Below are 17,567 nucleotides of genomic sequence, written 5' to 3' on the forward strand. Positions count from 1 at the left end.
GCCGGCCTCTGTGAGATTATTCCCGGAGACTCAGTTCACGAGATCCTGGTCACGAGGTCGCCCGGTGTGTGGTCCCAGTCTTCGCCGAGGATCTCCCGCGCGGCGTCGAGACGGTCCTCCATATTCACCATGAGGACTCCGCGCACGCGTCCGTCCTCGCCGAGGTAGTACACCACTCCATCCGTATGGGGCTTCTTCCAGTCTTCGACGGTGCGCAGTGTCGGATCGAGCTCGCCGACCGCCTGGTACCCGAAGTCGAAAACGTTCGTGTAGAAGTACGGTGTATGGGTGTAGGACTCGTCCGCGCCGGCCATGATCCGCCCGACGGCCTTGCCCATCTGGGTGGCGTTGTCGACGTGTTCGACACGCTGTCGTCCGAGGATCCTGTCGGGATAGCGAGCAACGTCTCCGGCTGCGAAGACGTCCGGCTTTGAGGTCCGCAGCGATTCGTCGACGATGATCCCGTCGTCCGTGTCCAGCCCCGCATCCTCTGCGAGCTGGGTCGCAGGTTCGATGCCGAGGCCGACGACCACGGCGTCGAACTCATGGGGCTCGCCGTCGCAGTCGAGCACCACTCGATCGCCGTCGACGTGCCCACCCGAGGCCTTCGTGCCCGGCACGAGAGTCACTCCGTGGCTGCGATAGAGTTCGTGGAACTGCTTGGCGAGGTCCGGCGGGAAGATGGACCCGCCGAGGGTGTCGTCGTCGAAGATCAGAGTCGTTCGGGTGTCGTTCTGCACCAGGGCGGCGGCGAGTTCAGTGCCGATGAAGCCGCCGCCGATGACTGCGATGCTCAGGTTCCGGCCCGACAGATCCCGCAGACGGCGGTAGTCGTTGAACTCGCGGAAGCAGATGACCCGCTCACCTTCGTCCAGATCGATGCCCTTCGGTCTCCCGCCGGTGACGAAGAGCAGCTTGTCATAGGTGAAGTCGCCGTGGGTCGTCCTCACGGATTTCGCTTCGACGTCGACTGCGGTCGCCCCCGTACGGAGGCTGATCCGGGCTCCGGTCGCTTCGGCGGTGTCGAGGTAGTTGTCGCTCTCGTCGAAACTCTCGTCGGTCCACAGTCGCTTGCTCAGCGCGGGACGCGTATAGGGCTCGTCGACGTCATCGCTGATGATGGCGATCGAACCCTCCTCGTCGATCTCCCGTATCCCCTGGGCCGCGGAGTCAGCGGCCATGCCGCCGCCGATGATCACATATCGGAACTCAGCCATGTCGGATGCTCCTCTTCCTGTCGTCTCTGCTGTGCCTGTATTCGGTGTTCGGGGCGCTCTGGCGCACTAGATCGTGGCCACCGATCCAGCGTCCACGCGATAGTTCGAGCCGTTGACGAAGCTCGCGGCGTCCGAGCAGAGGAATGCGATGACCTTGGCCACCTCCTCCGGTCGGCCGCGACGTCCGAGTTCCATGAACGGCCGTTCTTCTCGCAGGAACGAGGCGATGGCCTCATCGAAGCTCGTTCCCTTCTGCTGGGCTCGCTCATTCATCATCTCGTCGGTCATCGGGGTCGCGATGAACGCCGGAGAGACGGTGTTGACCAGCAACCCTTCGGAGGCGTAGGTGCGCGAGAGTCCCTTGGCCAAGGAGAGCATGCCGGCCTTGGCCGCACAGTACGGCAGCTCGTCGTCATAGGGCTGCACCGCGTCTTCAGAGGACACGAACACGATACGGCCCCAGCCGCCTCGGCGAAGTCCCGGAAGGAACGCCCGAGTGACACGGACTGGTCCCATGAGGTCGACGTCGATGGTTCGGTCCCAGCCCTCCTGGTTGATCTCATGGAACAGCCCACCAGCCCCGTGGATGCCGGCGACATTGACGAGGATGTCGAGGTCGCCGACCTCGGCGGCGACGGACGCGGCGAGTTCGTCGACTGATTCGTCATCGGCGATATCGGCGTCGTGGGCGTAGATCCGCTCCTTGAATTCGGCGAGTTCGTCGACTGCGGCTTTGAGTTCGTCGGGCTCGGGCCCGGTCATCACGACGACGGCTCCTTCGGCGAGGAGCTGACGGGCCGTCTCCAGCCCGATGCCCGAACTCGCCCCCGTCACCAGTGCCTTGCGGTCGCGGATGTTGAGATCCATCTGTCTCCTTCCGGTATCTCGGTCGACTGTCGGTCTGCTGTGTCAGGGCGTACGGATGAGCTTTTTGTTGACGAATTCGCGGATACCCTCTGCGCCGAGTTCACGGCCGACGCCGGAGCGCTTGGTCCCGCCGAACGGCAGGTCAGGTTCGGTCCAGGTGGCTTGATTGATCCACACCATTCCGGTGTCGATGCGGTCGGCGACGCGTTGGGCCTTCTCGATGTCATCGCTGACGACCGTGCCGCCGAGGCCGAAGGACGAGTCATTGGCGAGTGCCACGGCTTCGTCCTCGTCTGCGACCGAGTAAACGACTGCGACGGGCCCGAACAGCTCCTCCGAGTAGGCGCGCATCTGTTCGGTCACCCCGGTCAGCACCGTGGGTTCGACGAAGGCACCCGGCCTGTCGACACGATGCCCGCCGGTGTGCACATGGGCCCCGTGGTCGATGGCGTCCTGGACCTGCTCCATGAGGTCTCGGGCGGCTTGTTCGGAGGACAGCGGTGCCATTGTCGTCGCAGAATCCCGTGGGTCCCCGGCGACAAACTGCGACATCTTCGCCGTCAACAGATCGACGAATTCGCGGTAGTGCTCCTCAAGCACGATCAGGCGTTTGGAGGCGATGCAGCTCTGGCCGGAGTTCGTCATCCGCCCTTTCACGGCGGCGGTGACGGTCGCGTCCAGATCCGCGGAGTCGAGGACGATGAACGGATCGCTGCCGCCGAGTTCGAGGATGGACTTCTTCAAATTGTGGCCGGCGGCCCCTGCCACTGCCGCTCCGGCGCCTTCGGAACCGGTCAGCGAGGCGCCGCGAACTCTCTCGTCCGCGATGATCGTCTGGATCTGATCACTGTCGGCGAAGACGTTGCGATAGCAGTCGGACGGCAGCTGCGCATCGTTCATGACCTGTTCGAAGGCCAGCGCCGACTGCGGACAGTTCGAAGCGTGCTTGAGGATGATGGTGTTGCCCGCCACGAGGTTCGGCGCAGCCAGGCGGACCACCTGGTAGTAGGGGAAGTTCCACGGCATGACACCGAGTATCGGACCAATGGGTTCGTACTTCATCACCGCGCTGCCTCCACTGGACGGCGCGAGCACCTCGTCGGAGAGCAGCAGGGGTCCCTCTTCGGAGTAGTAGCGCAGAATCCTCGCTGCCAGTTCGACCTCTGCTTCGGCCTCGGCGCGCAGTTTGCCCATTTCGAGTATGAGGAGCTCAGCGAGGTCCCACCTGCGCTCCTCCATGAGATCCGCCGCTCGGGCGAGCGGTGCAGAACGTTCCCGGACATCGGTCGTCCGCCATGTCTGGAAGGCCGCGTCGGAGGCGTCGATGACGGCGGAGATCTCCTCGTCGCTGGCTGTGGGAAATTCCTTGAGGACCTCTCCGGTCGCCGGGTTCGTGGTGTTGAATTTCGCGGTCACGGCTTCTCCTTTCCTCGAGGTTCGTCAAGGTGCTCTGCGGAGCAGCAATCATCTCCGCTCCGCGACCTCTGCCGAACCGAGACTCCACCGTCCCAAACGTCGACGTCCGCGACCAGCCCCTTACGGTGCCCGACGATTTCCTTTATAATCCGCACGGAGATCGGGGTCGTCGATCACAAGCAGAATCGCTCCGTTGTCGAGATCACTTTCGAACTTCTCTATTTCATCGGAGTCGAAGCCGTATCGCTGAAAGCGGTTCCTGAGTTCGTCGCCTCGTTCGTTGTATCGCTCGTCCACGAGGTCTCCGAGTCCTTTCAGAGTTCCGTCGGCACCGACCACCTCGTCGGTGCTCTCCGCATCGTGGGCGAAGACGTGCAGGGCTGTCTTCGGTACGCCCTCCGACGCGAGCTTCACCAGTTGATTGAGCACACCGATGTCGTCGTGAAAGATCTTCACGATCGGTTTGTGATCCGTCACGTCTGACTTCTGAGAGTTGAGATCGTCGTCGCTTCCCATGCCGCTCAACATAGCATTGCAGAGCCGCGTCGGCACGGCTGATTCAGTCAGTCCGCTCAGGCTCACCCACCATTCCGCGGCCTCCGGAGCAGCACCTTCAGACCCCATGCGATGGCACCGGAGATCGCTCCGACCACCACTCCGATCAGAAGGCTCGAGGCGACTGCGAACGAACGGAAGATGAGCGACTGCGCCGTCGGGTCGAGGCCTGCGAGGTTCCCTCCGAGCTGCGGCGGGTTGTCACCCAGGGAGTGATTCCACAGGATCTGATGCCCGAGTGCCAGGAAGACTCCATAGAAGAGCCCGACTGCCAGGAGGGTGATGAGAGGTCTCGGCACACGTGTGATCAGGACGGTGACGATCCAAACGAGCGGCGGCAGAAAGACGAACAGCGCATTGACGGATGTGCCTTCTTCGATGATGTTCAGATCGTGGAGCACCACTCGCGGTGCCGCCAGAAGCGCGAGACCCACGATGGCGATGACAGGCAGGCCGAGCCGGTGCCGCGGTGTGGTCGGATCGAGTCGGGGCGATATGGAAGATGCCTGATCTTCCGGTGGACTCTGTTGATAAGGCATGATGAGTGTCCTGTTTCATGAGGGCAGTCGCATGCCCTCGCCGTCGTTGACACCTTCAACGATAGGAAGCAGAACACGGGTCCACATCGGCCCCAAAGCGACACTTGAGTCGCTTCTCGTCAACCTCGCCTGCGTCAGGACGCGACTCAGGCAGGCACGCCGTTGAGCATGCTGGCGATCAGCCCCAGCACCGCCAGGCCCGCGATGACGTACACGATCACACGTTTGCGCATGGTCCGGATTCTACTGCGACTCCCCCGGTTAGTGTCCATGGTGCCCGACGACGAGTCGCCGTCACCACGGGTTGGCCTCCTGCCAGCGGGTGAACCAATAGCGGTCGCCTTGGTAGTGCGACTTCTCCGGCTTGCACCCCTTGAGATCCGAATGCTCCCCCAGCCAGGTCCGCACCATCGGCACGACCTCGTCCAGACGGTCGACCCAATCATCGAGCGGCAGCAGCAGAACCGAACCGTCGACGGAGGTCAGACGGCATGAATAGTTCGGCAGACCCTCGGTGATCTGCGAATGCGTATATCTGATCTGGTCGCAGCCGGTGGTGAGGTAGAAGCGGATGAACTCACCACAGACATAGGAGCACAGCGTTTTGAAGTTCCGGTAGCGGATCATCCATGCCGGGGGATCACATTCAGACATGTGTTCTATTCTAAGACTTCGGTCTGACAGGGAACAGCGGATCGGAGGAATCTGCCCTCACCCGTCGTCAGCGGGGCGGTCGTCAGCGGCGGCGGGAGCTCACGCGGATGAGGATCAGCGCGAGGATCACGCACAGCACATAGGTGATGCCGACGGCGACCCAGCCGATGACGAAGCCGCCGGGCGAACCGACGATGACGCCCATAAGCAGCGGGCCCAAGGCGAAGCCGCAGAACATTCCGGCCGTGACCATGCCGCTGGCCGAGACCATCGAGGATGCCGGGATCGCGCGCATGAGCGCGGCCATGAGCACCACCGAGACCCCGAGAGCGGAGATGCCGTGGAAAGCCACGGCCACCCAGACAAGCGCAGACCATGCGGCGACGTCGGCGATGAGGAACAGCACCGCTCCACCCAGGGCGATGAGGGCGAGGACCAGCAGCAGGCGGGGCCCCGAGGCGCCCTTGGCTATGCGTCTGGCCCAGGTGACGCGGGCGATGACGCCGATGACGCCGGCCAGTGCGGCAGTGGAACCGCCGAGGACGAGGCTGAAGCCCATCTCGCGCACAGCGAAGAGCGGTATGTACACGTTCGTCGCCTGTACACCGATGCCGTTGATCAATCCGAACAGCGCCAGTGCCCACACCATGCCGGGGTGCTTGGCCGGGCGGGTGGGTGCCGGTTCAGGATCGGGGTGGGCCGCCTCGGCGGGGGTGTCCGTTGAGGGTTCCGGGGTGGTGGCGGCCGCCTCGGTGGCGGTGTCTGATGCAGGTTTCGGAGCGCTCAGCAGCGGGGTGGTGCGCAGCGAATACCAGGTCATCGCGAGCAGGATGAGTGGGATGACCGCGGTGGTCAGGGCGGCACCGCGCCACCCGACACCGAGCGCGAGAACCGGGAAGGCAAGGCTGGCGATGAGCTGGCTGACCTGGACTCCGGACTGTTTGATGCCGACCCAGCCGATGCGCTTGGTGTCGGGGACGCGTTCGAGGATGATCCGGTTGGTCACTCCGTTGGGAAAGGATTGAGCGATGCCGGACAGGGCTGCGGCCAGCAGAAGCATCGGGAACCCGTCGGGAACGGCCACGAGCAGGAGTGCCAGCGTGGCGAGGACGAAGATGAACGCCATGAGCGAGAGATCGGAATGCCGATCGGCGAGGCGGCCCAGGGTGGCGTTGCCGATCGCGGCGGCACCGAAACAGGTGGTGGCGAGCAGGCCGAAGTGGGCTTCGGAGATGCCGAGCTCGGCGATGATCGAATCGCTCGTGGCGCTGAGCCCGTAGAGCATGATGGGCCCGGCAGCGACGGCCCCGAGGAGGACGGTGAGCAGACCGATGCCAGGTGCCTTCTGGTCACGGCTGGTCATCGTACACCTCCTGTCGCATGCTTCAAGTCAGCATGCTAGCCGGAGGCGAATGGCGGGTGGTGAGGTGTCTCAGCTGGTGCGATTCAGCCTTTGGAGCGTCGCACGGAAGACCGGTAGGCCAGTGCAGTGTCGATGGCGAGGATGCCGGCACCGCCGATGAGGACGGCGAGCGCCACTGCGATCGGGTGCGGCTCATTCCATGCCAGCAGCCCACACAGCACGGAGGCGAAGATGACGATGAGCGCCCCGTTGCGGCAGCGCCGGACCAGGCTGGCCTTCTCATCCGAGTTCTCAACGGCCTGCAGCGTGTAGGTCATTGTCACTCCATCTCGTTGTCGGCATTTCCGCAGCGTGCGGCGGTGATGCACAGTGGTCTGTCTGTCGCGCCCTTCCCGTTCGCACGGAAATGGCGCCGAGAGCCACATTAGCCTCGAGTTCGCGCTCTTATCGCCACATGAAGAAATTGTTGAATGTTGCAGATCTTTCACAAAGACCGCCCCGCCCCGAACGGCAGGGGTGGATGACTTTCCGCCGCCGGGGAGCGGCCGGTCGATCGTTATGGCGGTGTTATCGAATTCCTCGGGATTCAGGGCCGGTCCGCTACATCACTCGACGAATCGGCCGCGGTCGCCTGACAGGCCTGCCTTGAGTATTGTGGCCGCATCGTCGGCCAGGATCTCGTTCACCCCGTCTTCGAACTGGTCGAGGGCGGTGGCGACGAGTTCGTCCGGGCGGTTCTTGGGGACATCGATTCCTGCCATCATGTCGGTGTCGGTGCTTCCAAGCAGCATCGAGCTGACCTGGATGCCGGCCCCAGCCAGCTCTTCACGCAGCCCGTTCGACATCGCCCAGTTCGCCGCTTTGGACGCCCCATAGGAGTTCGAGTGTTCGTAACCCAGCCAGGCCATGACAGAGGAGACGTTGAGAAAGGCGCCGCGGCCGCGCTTCCGCATGGCCGGGGCGAACGCCCGGACCATACGCAGGGCACCGAAATAGTTGATGTCGATCTCTCGCCTGATATCGCGCATCTCTCCATCGATGAGGCGGGCGAATGAGGAGAATCCTGCGTTGTTGATGACGATGTCTGCTTGGCCGACCGCGCGAGCCGCCTCCTCGACCTGCTGCTGGTCGGTGACGTCGAGACTAATTGGTTCGACTCCGGGCACGTCGACTGACTCTGGACGGCGCGCTGCCGCATAGACTCTTGCGGCGCCGCGCTCGAGCATCTGCGTGGCGAACTGAGCCCCCAGTCCGCGGTTCGCTCCGGTGATGACGACAACGCTGTACTTGATCTTCATGACTGTGCTTCCTTTCGCATCTCCCACCGGTTCAGGCGGGTGCTTCGATGCTAAAATCTGACGTGGACGTCAGCTTCAAGGCAAAGAGACACATGTCACAGATTCCGCAGTCGCCGGCCCTGTTATCGATCGGTGAGACCGCACGTCGCTCCGGCAGCAGTCCGCGTGCCCTGCGCTACTACGAAGAACAGGGCCTCCTCGCGCCGGAGCGCACCGAGGGTGGTCAACGTCGCTATCCAGCTGACGCTGTTGAGCGGGTCCTCCTTTACCGAAGGCTCATCGACGCCGGCCTCGGCACCGAGGTGATTCGAGAGCTTCTGCCTTGCATGAATGGTTCAGCGACTTCTGACACCGTGGCCACGCTGCAACGCGAGCACAAGAAACTGCTTGCTCAAGCCAGGGAGCTCGAGGCGGCCGCAGGCAGGTTGGAAAGCATCCTCGAATCGCTCTGAACTCCCGAGAGCGGTGTGCCGGTGAGAGTCTCGGACGACGCGCTTCAGGGAGACGCAGAGTTTGTCACTGCGTTGAGCGCCGTGTCGACATCGGCTTCGTCGTTAAAGAGGTGGAATCCGAAGCGCATGTTCCCTCCGGCCTGCGAGTATCGCACTCCAGCCGCGTCGAGCCGGTCGAGAGCCGCGGGCCACGACTGCTGGGCGTCGTCGAGGCCGATCGTCACGATGGCTGAGTTTGACTTCTCCAGACCGAGCCCGGTTCTGAAACGGTTGGCCAAGGCGAGGTCGTGGGTGTGGATCTGGTCGACATCGACGTCGAGCAGCAGTTCGAGCGCTGGAGCCGTGCCGACCCACGAGTGCCAGGCCGGTGAGATGTCGAAGGCGCGAGCACCGTCGGCCAGATGCATCGGCATCCCGTAGCTGGCTGCTCCCCCGGCAGCGAACCACCCGGCGGCCAGAGGCTTGAGCCGGTCGAAGCACTCCGCACGGCGGGGATGAGAGTCGTCGGCGGCTGCCAACTGCGACGGCATCGTGAGGAACGCCGTCCCGCGCGGGGCGCACAGCCATTTGTAGGCGGCGACGGCGAGGAAGTCGACCTCGGAGGCGTTGAGCGGCAGCCATCCGGCCGCCTGCGTGCCGTCGAGGACAGTGAGTGCCCCAACTTCTCGGGCGGCACGGGTGGTCGCTGAGATGTCGGCGACCTCGCCGGTCGCGGACTGTGCGGCGGAGAAGGACACGAGCGTCGTGGACTCGTCGACCGCCTCGGCGAGGGTGTTCAGCGGCGCGGTGCGCACCCGCACCCCACGGTCGGCGTGGACGGCGAAAGGGTAGACCCCGGAGGTGAACTCGATGTCAGGGATGAGGACCTCCGCGCCGTCAGGCAGCGCAGCGGCGATCGGGGCGAGCAACTGGGATACGGCGGCCCCGGTGGCCACCTGATCTGCGGGAACACCGACGAGGCGACCGAAGAGTTCTCGGCTGGTGTCGACCGATTCCGCCCACCGCGGCCAGGGGACGCTTCCGGCCCGCCACTCGTCGAGGGATCGTTGCAGCGCATTCCATCCGCGCCGAGGCGGCGGACCGTAGGAGCAGGAATCGAGGAAGGCCTTCTGCACGTCCCATTCGGTACGGGCCTGCGCGATAGTCAGACAGGAGGTGGAGCTGGTGGGATCGTCATTGATGTCCATGCCAGCGAATCTAGCACCGGAACCGCGGGGCCGCCTCGGCGAATTCAGGCCACGCGCTCGGGGTACGAGTAGGCGTTGAACCTGCCCTTGCGGTTGAAGCCGATGACGGTCACGCCTACGTCTTTGCCGTGGTCGACGGCCATCGCCGAGGGGGCGCTGACGGCGGACATCATCGGGATGCCGGCCATGGCGCACTTCTGAACGAGCTCGAACGATGCCCGCGCGGACACCTGCAGCACGGTCTGGCGCAGCGGCAGGCCCCGGTTGGCCATGGCCCAGCCGATGACCTTGTCGACGGCATTGTGCCGGCCGACATCCTCACGACCGACGAGCAGTTCGGGTTCTGTGTTCGGGTCGTCTCCGACGGCGAAGAGCGCAGCGGCATGGACTCCGCCGGTCTTGTCGAAGATCTCCTGCGTCTGCCGCAGACGATCGGGCAGTTCACCGATCCGAGCCGCGGAAAGCAGCTTGGGGAACTCGTATTCTCCATGGTCCTCGACATGAAAGGCGCCAGGAATGAGGGGATATGCAGAGGTCTTCGTGACGGCATCGGCGGCCGCGGTTCCGCAGATCCCGCACGACGATGAGGTGTAGACATTGCGGGCCGGAGCCGTCTCGGGGTTCCAGATTCCCGGGGCCAGGCGCACCTGGGCCACGTTATAGTTCCGGCTGCCGTCGGGGGCGAGTCCGGCGGAGAAGTTGACCTCCTCGATATCGTCCATCGACGTCACGACCGCCTCGGAGAGCAGATACCCGGCGATGAGTTCCACGTCGTGGCCGGCGGTGCGCATGGTCACGGTGTACTGCTCACCGTTGAGCTGGATCTCCAGCGGCTCCTCCCCCGCCAGGGAATCCGGGCCAGCCGAGATCTCACCGGTGGCGTCGAACTTATAGACCCGGGCTCGCACGGCCTTGCGCATCTGCATGTTCTCGTTCCTCTCTCAGACCCGGGGACCGTGGTCGGTGGTGTCCTCGACGGAGGTCTGGATGTGCTCGAGGAGGTCATCGATGACGGTGATTCCGTCCTTGACCCCACCCTTAGACCCGGGGAAGTTGATGACGAAGCTGCGTCCGCGCACTCCCGCGACTCCGCGGCTCATCACCGCCGAGGATGTCGATTCGAGACCCTTGCGCCACATCGCATAGATGAGGCCCGGCGACTGTCGTTCAAGGAGTTCGGCAGTGAACTCCGGAGTGCGATCGTCGGGAGCGAGCCCGGTCCCGCCGCTGGTGACGATGACACGAAGACGATCGACTTCCGGGGTGTCGACGAGGAGCGTTCGCAGCGCTTCACCGACGGGTTCGCCGTCCCGGACGACGATGGCGTCGGGGGTCTCATAACCGCGGCCGCGCAGCCAATCGACGAGGATCGGACCCGTCGTGTCCGCAGCCTCTCCCCTGGCCGCCGAGGTGGAGGCGATGATGACGGCAGCCTTGCGTCCCGCTCCGAGGAGTTCGCTGTTCTCTTCGCTCACCTATCTGTCCTCTTCCCAATTCAGTTTCAATTGCGCCTGCAGGCAGCACATCTGGCAGGTGCGCCTGCTCGCGATCCCTGCGCTCACCCACGAGGCACGGTCTTTGCCACCATTGTCCCACTCCGGTCGGGGATGACCAGAAACGGCACGACCCCGGGTCTCGGGAAGAGAAGGCAATTCAAGGGACGAATCGCCGAGGGCTGCTCTCGCCGCTTTGCCTCGTTGGCGGTTGTTGCCAGCGTCCTGCCATGTTCGGCACATACCGTGTGATTGCAATTTCAACCAATCTTGGAGATCACCGTGTACGCAACGACCGGACTGCCGACCTCTGCCCGCGACATCATCACTCTCATTGCCCGGATCGGCCTCGGCGCGATCTTCATCGCCCACGGGTGGCAGAAGTTCAATGAGTGGACCATCGCCGGAACGAGCGATTCGTTTGCGCAGATGGGAGTGCCGATGGCCGATATCGCGGCCCCGGTTGCAACTTTCGTCGAACTCATCGGCGGAGCACTGCTCATCCTCGGCGCGCTCACTCCCATCGTCGGATTCCTGCTGGCAGCGAATGTCATCGGCGCCCTGATCATCGTCCACCTCACCCCGACCCCGTTCGTCGATCAGGGAGGCTGGGAGCTCGTCGCAGCCCTCGCCGCAGGTGCTCTTCTGATTGCCACCGCGGGTCCCGGCCGACTGAGCATCGACCGCTTCCTCTTCGCCGGTAAGCCAGGCAAGGGGCGCAAGCACGCAAGCGATTCACAGACAGTGCCTGCAGACGCCTGAGCCTGCGTAGGCGCCAGGCACTTGGCACAACCAGGCCTGGCGGAAGCACGGCCATAGGTGGGCGAAATGGTCACAGAAGACTCAAGGGAGCGTGACCATTTCGCCCACCGTAGCCGGCACCTCGCCGCGGGCCGTTCCCGACCCCTCGCGCAGCGCAGGTAATGTGAGAACGAATCGGGGCGGCCGTGTTGTCAGCGGCCGGTACGCAGTCAGCAGAAGGAGAAGCGGTGGAGGACCTGAGCCAGAGCACGCTCATCTGGCTGCGCATGGTCCGCTTCGTCCAGAACAGCAACCAGCTCTCCAACGACCACCTGCGTCAGTTCGGACTCACCGTCGCACAGTTCGAGGCCCTTGCCCATATCCGCAATTTCGAACCGATCACGCAGTCCGCCCTCGCCGAAGGACTGACCGTCAGCGGCGGCGGGATCTCCCGCATGCTCGCCCGGCTCGAGACCGAGGGCCTCATCTCCCGCGAACAGGACTGGAAAACCAAACACATCTCGCTGACGGACAAAGGCCGCGAACTCCTCGAGCGCGCGTTTCCCTCGCAACTGGAGCAGCAGTCATCTCTCTTCGACGAGTCATTGAGCGAGGACGAGAAGGTGCAGCTGCACGCACTGATGAAGAAGCTCTACGACACCAGCCGGAAGCGCGGCGGGAGCAGTCGGGAATAATCGCTCCGCGTTCTCAGTTGACATGGCAAATGACATTTTCGTCGCCGTCACGAGGAGACACCTTGAGCGAGTCCGCGCAGCTGCCCACCACCCCGTCACAGCATTCCGGAACGGCTGGATCACAGCCGTCACAGCAGCCGAACTATATGCAGGAATTCGGCTTCGACCGAGGCCAGGGACTGCAGTTCGGCATCTACAGCCTCGGCGATCATCTGCCCGACCCGCACGACGGATCTCGCGTCGATGCCGGCCAGCGCATCCACGAATTCATCGGCTACGCCCAGGCCGCCGAGGATGCCGGACTCGACTTCTTCAGCCTCGGCGAGAGCCATCAGGAGTTCTTCGCCTCGCAGGCCCACGCGGTCATCCTCGGAGCCATCGCCCAGGCAACGGACACCATCCGCATCGGCAGCTCCTCGACGATCCTGTCGACCTCGGACCCGGTTCGCGTGTTCGAGAACTTCGCGACGATCGATCTCATCTCCGGCGGTCGTGCCGAGCTCGTCGCCGGTCGCGCCTCCCGGATCGGCCTGTTCGAACTCCTCGGCTATGACCTGCGCGACTACGAAGAACTGTATGAGGAGAAGCTTGATCTGCTGCTCCAGATCAACCGCGAGAAGCAGGTGACCTGGTCCGGTCAGTTCCGGACGCCGCTCAACGACGCCGAAGTCCTCCCCCGCCCCACCGGGCAGGCGCTGCGCATCTGGCGTGCCGTCGGCGGAGCGCCGGCGAGCGCGGTGAAGGCGGGACTGGCCGGGGTTCCCATGGTCATGGCGCACCTCGGCGGGACCACCTCGGTGTTCAAGGGCACCGTCGATGCCTATAGGCGCGCAGCCGCTCATGCCGGGTTCGATCCGGCCACCCTGCCGATCGCCACGGCCGGTTTCTTCCACGCGGCCGAGACCTCACAGCAGGCATTGGCGGGAATGTATCCGCATATCAACGAGGGGATGAAGCGCACGAACGGGCAGGGCATGCCCAAGCAGCATTTCGCGCAGAGCGTCCACCCGGCGTCGATTGCGAACATCGGCAGCCCGCAGCAGATCATCGAGAAGATCCTCCACCAGCATGAGGTCTTCGGTCATCAGCGCTACCTCGCGCAGATCGACTTCGGCGGGATGCCGTACGCGGAGGTGATGAAGCAGATCGAGATCATCGGCACCGAGATCCTGCCCTCCGTGAAGAAGTACACCGCAGAGGAGGCCATCCGATGAAGATGATTCTGCTGTCCGGCTCGAACGTCGGGACGAAGACCCGGGCCGTGATCGATCACCTCGCCGAGGCGGTCGCCTCCTACGACCCGACCATCGAGTTGAGCGTCATCGATCTCGCCGAGGCGGACATGGTCTTCGCCGACGGTCGGAACTTCACCGAGTACACCGGCGACGCCGGTCGGGTGGCCCGGGAGCTCATGGACGCCGATGCCATCATCATCGGCACCCCGATCTTCCAGGCCTCGATCCCGGCGGCACTGAAGAACGTCTTCGACTTGCTGCCGATCAGCGCATTCCTCGACAAGGTCGTCGGCGTCATCGCCACGGCCGGTTCGTCGAAGCACTATCTCATCCCGGCTCAGCACCTGCTGCCGATCCTGACCTATATGAAGGCGCAGGTCGTCCAGCCCTATGTGTTCATCGAGGAGAGCGACCTGCACCGCGGCGAGATCGTCAGCCACGACGTGGTGCAGCGCCTCGACCGCCTCGTCGAGGACACGGTCGTCCTCACCCGCACTTTCGCATCGATCCGGGAGGAGCGGGACGCCGCCTACGGGTTCTGAGCGGCCACGGTCGGCCAGATTCGGGATTGTCGCAGGCGACCGAATGGTCGGTTCTCAGTACGCTGCCATGTTCACCTATCAACGCGTGGTTGCACTTTCAACCAACCTCAGAGTTCAGCATGTACGCGACGACCGGATTTCCGACCATCGCCCGCGACATCATCACCGCCATCACCCGAATCACCCTCGGCGCTTCATCGCCGACGACTGGCAGAAGTTCAACGAGGGACCGTCGCCGGCACCACGGACTCGTTCTCGCAGATGGGAGTGCCCCTCCCCGACACCGCAGCGCCCTTCGCAACCTTCGTCGAACTCATCGGCGGCGTGCTGCTCATCCTCGGCGCACTGGCCGCAGGCACACTGCTGATCGCCGCCGCGGGCCCGCACCGGGATGATCCCATCCCGGTGCGGGCCCGGATGCCATTCACGGCCGCCGGGCATCCGCTCCGCCACGGCAGACAAAAATCCATCGAAAATTTTGGTTACATTTCTGGACTACATGACCTATTGTGTAACTGAAATTACATTTGCCTGGAAGAACGGACGAACCGTGGAAGACACGAAGCCCGGCAAAGAGGCCGGCACATCACTGAAGAGGCCACTGCACACTTGGGAAGTCACCGCCATCTCGATCGGGTTCATGGGCCCGGTCATGGCGATGGCGCTGAACGGCATCGGGGTCGCCGGCCTCGTCGGCAAGGCCGTCCCGTTCACCTTCCTCGTTTCCTTCTTCGGCACCCTGTTCGTCGCTTACGGCTTCATCAGGCTGTTGCGCAAGATCACTCACGCTGGCTCCGTCTACGCCCTGGCCGGGATCACCCTGGGGCCGCGCGCAGGATTCTTCGGCGGCTTCGCCCTCCTGGGCACCTACATCTTCTTCGCCGCCTGCATTCTCGGTGCCTGCGCAGTCTTCTTCGAGGCGATGCTCTCGGAGATGGGCGTCACCCTGGCACCCGGTATGTGGATGATCGTCGCCCTTATCGTCGGGGTCATCGCCCTGGCGCTCAATCTACGCGAATCCGCGACGGTGGCCCGGACCCTGCTGGGCATCGGCTTCGTCGGCATCGCGGCCATGATCATCCTCTCGATCGTCATCATCGCTCGTGTCGGCACCGGCCATGCCCCGGTCAGCACCGGCATCGACCTCAGCGTGCTCACCCCCGGCGACAATGCACTGTCGGGAATCATGACCGCCTCGGTGTTCGGCTTCCTCTCCTGGGCAGGCTTCGAGTCGGGATCGTCCATGAGCGAAGAGACCGCCGAACCCAAGCGCATCATCCCGCGCTCGCTGCTCATGGCCGTCATCATCGGCGGAATCGTCTACGTCTTCGTCATGTTCGCCCAGACCATCGGATTCGGCACGGACGCGGCAGGCGTCGAAGCCTTCGCCACCGCTGCATCCACCCTGACCAGCCTGTCGGCGACCTACATCGGCACCTGGTTCGCTGTGCTCATCTCCGTCGTCGCCTTCTTCGTCGCCTTCGGCGCCTTCCTCAGTTCCTCGGCCGCCGCCTCCCGTCTCCTCTTCGCCCTTGCCCGCGACGGTTTCGGACCCTCGGCGCTGGCCAGCCAGCACTCCGTGAGCAAGGTTCCGACCACCTCGGTGACCACCGTCATCGTCCTCACCACCCTGATGACGCTCGGCCTCGGGGTCTTCGGCGCCACGAGCGTCGACGCCTACTACTGGTACGCGACGCTGGGTACCCTGTGTATGGTCGTCGCCTACGGCATGACCTCGGTCGGCGTCATCCGGCACACCTTCCGAGCGAACTCGGGGATCCCGAAATGGGAGATCATCGTCCCCGCCCTCGGCCTCGTCTACCTCATGTTCGTCTACGTCATCCAGGTGACCGGCCAGGAGGCCCCGTACACGTACTTCCCGTGGGCCGTCGGCCTCTGGTGCCTCATCGGCCTGATCATCGTCATCAGCCGCCCGGCCCTTGCACAGCGCATCGGCTCCCGCCTCACAGCGGAGGACATCGACTGATGGACATCACCGAGATCACCCCCGAACAGCGTGCCACCGAGGAAGCCGCCTACGCCCGAGACCAGTCCGCGCTGGCCCATATCCAGAATCTGCGCTTCTTCCCTCTGGTCGTCTCCGGAGGATCCGGCGCGAGGCTGCGCACTGCCTCGGGGCGGGAACTCATCGACCTCTCGGCCAGCTGGACGGCCTCGGCCTTTGGGCATGGAAACCCCACCATCGCCGAGGCGGTCCACCGTGCCGCTCTCACCGGCGCGGGCTCCTCCGCACTGTCTGCAGCAGTCACCGGCACCACCGAGGTGGCCGAACGGCTGGTGAACACGGTGCCGGTGAAGCACCCCGAACGTGCCTACCTCGGGCTCAGCGGCAGCGACGCGAATACGGCCGCCGTCGAAGCTGCCCGTCGCGCAACCGGGCGACCCACAATCGTCTCCTTCTCCGGCAGCTACCACGGTGGCTTCGGCACCTCCCGCGATGTCTCCGGCATCACTGAGTCCCCCGGTCCCGGGTCACTGGTGTTCGACTATCCCCTCACCGAGGCAGCGCTGAGTCAGCTGCGCCCGCAGCTGACCGAGGCGCTGAAGTCAGGCACGGTCGCCGCCGTCATCACCGAAGCCATCCAGTGCGACGGCGGGGTCCGGGTGCCCGACGCCGGCTTCCTGCCGACGCTGCGCGAACTCTGCGAGGCCACTGACACGCTGCTCATCCTCGACGAGGTCAAGGCGGGCCTGGGCAGAACAGGGTCGCTCTTCGCCTTCGAGGCCTCGGACATCCGGCCCGATATCGTCACCCTGGGCAAGTCCCTGGGCGGCGGTCTGCCGATCTCGGCCGTCATCGGACCCGAAGCCGTCCTCGACGTCGCCCCCGCCTCGGCGCTGTTGACCAACGCCGGTGCCCCGATCTGTGCCGCGGCCGCCGATGCTGTCCTCGATCTCGCCACCGATCCAGCCCTCGCCGAGGAGGTCGACTCACTCGGACCACGTGCCCGTGAACGCATCGCCGACTACCGCGGCAGCGAACGGGCGGGAGTCGATTCCATCGTCGAGGTCCGCGGACGTGGGCTCCTTCTCGGTGTCGAGCTCCGTGCCCCGGCAGGTTCGCAACTTGATGATGGGCAGCTGGCCGCGCTGACGATCTACCGGGCCTGGGAACTCGGTGTCGTCGTCTACGTTGTGCGAAATAATGTCCTTGAGATCAGCCCACCGCTGCAGATCGCCCCGTACGACCTCGACCGCGGCATCGAGATCATTTTGGGCGCCCTCGACGATGTCGTGTCCGGGCGAGTGCCCGCCGAGGTACTCGACCGGTTCGCCGGCTGGTGACGAAGCC

The 17,567-nt window shown here is 64.4% G+C and carries 20 protein-coding genes; 8 read left to right on the forward strand and 12 right to left on the reverse strand.

Features of this window, described 5'->3' with window-relative positions; translation table 11 throughout:
• Positions 1-35: 35 nt before the first annotated feature.
• The 9 genes from GUY30_RS14045 to GUY30_RS14085 form a co-directional block, all read right to left on the reverse strand.
• Positions 36-1,217 (reverse strand): NAD(P)/FAD-dependent oxidoreductase, encoded by a 1,182-nt coding sequence (locus GUY30_RS14045; RefSeq protein WP_167198808.1) that lies wholly within the window; start codon positions 1,215-1,217, stop codon positions 36-38.
• Positions 1,218-1,283: 66 nt separating this feature from the next.
• Positions 1,284-2,084 carry an SDR family NAD(P)-dependent oxidoreductase gene (locus GUY30_RS14050; protein ID WP_167198811.1) on the reverse strand — a complete coding sequence of 267 codons (801 nt, stop codon included), beginning with the start codon at positions 2,082-2,084 and terminating at the stop codon, positions 1,284-1,286.
• Between the two features lie 42 nt (positions 2,085-2,126).
• Positions 2,127-3,500: an NAD-dependent succinate-semialdehyde dehydrogenase gene (locus GUY30_RS14055; protein WP_167198814.1), complete on the reverse strand. Its 1,374-nt coding sequence runs from the start codon at positions 3,498-3,500 to the stop codon at positions 2,127-2,129.
• A gap of 120 nt (positions 3,501-3,620) precedes the next feature.
• On the reverse strand, positions 3,621-4,082 hold the full coding sequence (locus GUY30_RS14060) for a general stress protein (protein WP_167198817.1): 462 nt from the start codon (positions 4,080-4,082) through the stop codon (positions 3,621-3,623).
• The gene (locus GUY30_RS14065) at positions 4,079-4,489 is read right to left on the reverse strand and encodes a hypothetical protein (protein ID WP_228281374.1); all 411 of its coding nucleotides are present in this window, start codon (positions 4,487-4,489) and stop codon (positions 4,079-4,081) included. The genes GUY30_RS14060 and GUY30_RS14065 overlap by 4 nt, the downstream gene beginning before the upstream one ends.
• A 399-nt stretch (positions 4,490-4,888) precedes the next feature.
• Positions 4,889-5,248 (reverse strand): hypothetical protein, encoded by a 360-nt coding sequence (locus GUY30_RS14070; protein WP_167198820.1) that lies wholly within the window; start codon positions 5,246-5,248, stop codon positions 4,889-4,891.
• Between the two features lie 82 nt (positions 5,249-5,330).
• Entirely contained in the window at positions 5,331-6,611 is a 1,281-nt protein-coding gene (locus GUY30_RS14075; protein WP_167198823.1) for an MFS transporter, read from the reverse strand.
• 83 nt (positions 6,612-6,694) lie between these two features.
• Entirely contained in the window at positions 6,695-6,928 is a 234-nt protein-coding gene (locus tag GUY30_RS14080; protein WP_167198826.1) for a hypothetical protein, read from the reverse strand.
• Positions 6,929-7,216: 288 nt separating this feature from the next.
• Positions 7,217-7,909, reverse strand: coding sequence for an SDR family oxidoreductase (locus GUY30_RS14085; RefSeq protein ID WP_167198830.1), 693 nt, complete (start codon positions 7,907-7,909; stop codon positions 7,217-7,219).
• 92 nt (positions 7,910-8,001) lie between these two features.
• Here GUY30_RS14085 and GUY30_RS14090 point away from each other — a divergent pair, with 92 nt between their 5' ends.
• Positions 8,002-8,361 carry a MerR family transcriptional regulator gene (locus GUY30_RS14090; protein ID WP_167198832.1) on the forward strand — a complete coding sequence of 120 codons (360 nt, stop codon included), beginning with the start codon at positions 8,002-8,004 and terminating at the stop codon, positions 8,359-8,361.
• A gap of 44 nt (positions 8,362-8,405) precedes the next feature.
• On the opposite strand, the gene GUY30_RS14095 is transcribed toward GUY30_RS14090, so the two are convergent.
• The 3 genes from GUY30_RS14095 to GUY30_RS14105 are packed head-to-tail and all read right to left on the reverse strand — an operon-like array spanning position 8,406 to position 11,023.
• Positions 8,406-9,548: an aminotransferase class V-fold PLP-dependent enzyme gene (locus GUY30_RS14095; protein ID WP_167198835.1), complete on the reverse strand. Its 1,143-nt coding sequence runs from the start codon at positions 9,546-9,548 to the stop codon at positions 8,406-8,408.
• A 44-nt stretch (positions 9,549-9,592) separates the two neighbouring features.
• Positions 9,593-10,474 carry a formate dehydrogenase accessory sulfurtransferase FdhD gene (fdhD, locus tag GUY30_RS14100; protein ID WP_167198837.1) on the reverse strand — a complete coding sequence of 294 codons (882 nt, stop codon included), beginning with the start codon at positions 10,472-10,474 and terminating at the stop codon, positions 9,593-9,595.
• Positions 10,475-10,489: 15 nt separating this feature from the next.
• Positions 10,490-11,023, reverse strand: a complete 534-nt coding sequence (locus tag GUY30_RS14105) for a MogA/MoaB family molybdenum cofactor biosynthesis protein (RefSeq protein ID WP_167198840.1) — start codon at positions 11,021-11,023, stop codon at positions 10,490-10,492.
• 300 nt (positions 11,024-11,323) lie between these two features.
• Here GUY30_RS14105 and GUY30_RS14110 point away from each other — a divergent pair, with 300 nt between their 5' ends.
• From GUY30_RS14110 to GUY30_RS14140, 7 genes are all read left to right on the forward strand, one after another.
• Complete coding sequence (locus GUY30_RS14110) at positions 11,324-11,803, forward strand: DoxX family protein (RefSeq protein WP_167198843.1); 480 nt, start codon at positions 11,324-11,326, stop codon at positions 11,801-11,803.
• A 227-nt stretch (positions 11,804-12,030) separates the two neighbouring features.
• Positions 12,031-12,477, forward strand: coding sequence for a MarR family winged helix-turn-helix transcriptional regulator (locus GUY30_RS14115; RefSeq protein WP_208091430.1), 447 nt, complete (start codon positions 12,031-12,033; stop codon positions 12,475-12,477).
• Positions 12,478-12,539: 62 nt separating this feature from the next.
• Positions 12,540-13,691: an LLM class flavin-dependent oxidoreductase gene (locus GUY30_RS14120; RefSeq protein ID WP_228281375.1), complete on the forward strand. Its 1,152-nt coding sequence runs from the start codon at positions 12,540-12,542 to the stop codon at positions 13,689-13,691.
• A complete protein-coding gene (locus GUY30_RS14125; protein WP_167198846.1) occupies positions 13,688-14,254 on the forward strand; it encodes an NADPH-dependent FMN reductase in 567 nt (188 codons plus the stop codon). The genes GUY30_RS14120 and GUY30_RS14125 overlap by 4 nt, the downstream gene beginning before the upstream one ends.
• 267 nt (positions 14,255-14,521) lie before the next feature.
• On the forward strand, positions 14,522-14,773 hold the full coding sequence (locus tag GUY30_RS14130; RefSeq protein ID WP_266096028.1) for a DoxX family protein: 252 nt from the start codon (positions 14,522-14,524) through the stop codon (positions 14,771-14,773).
• Positions 14,774-14,804: 31 nt separating this feature from the next.
• Positions 14,805-16,241 (forward strand): APC family permease, encoded by a 1,437-nt coding sequence (locus tag GUY30_RS14135; protein ID WP_228281377.1) that lies wholly within the window; start codon positions 14,805-14,807, stop codon positions 16,239-16,241.
• Complete coding sequence (locus GUY30_RS14140; RefSeq protein WP_167198852.1) at positions 16,241-17,560, forward strand: class-III pyridoxal-phosphate-dependent aminotransferase; 1,320 nt, start codon at positions 16,241-16,243, stop codon at positions 17,558-17,560. The genes GUY30_RS14135 and GUY30_RS14140 overlap by 1 nt, the downstream gene beginning before the upstream one ends.
• Positions 17,561-17,567: the final 7 nt, after the last annotated feature.

Origin of the sequence: Brevibacterium pigmentatum (genome assembly GCF_011617465.1) — a bacterium.
GTDB lineage: Bacteria > Actinomycetota > Actinomycetes > Actinomycetales > Brevibacteriaceae > Brevibacterium > Brevibacterium pigmentatum.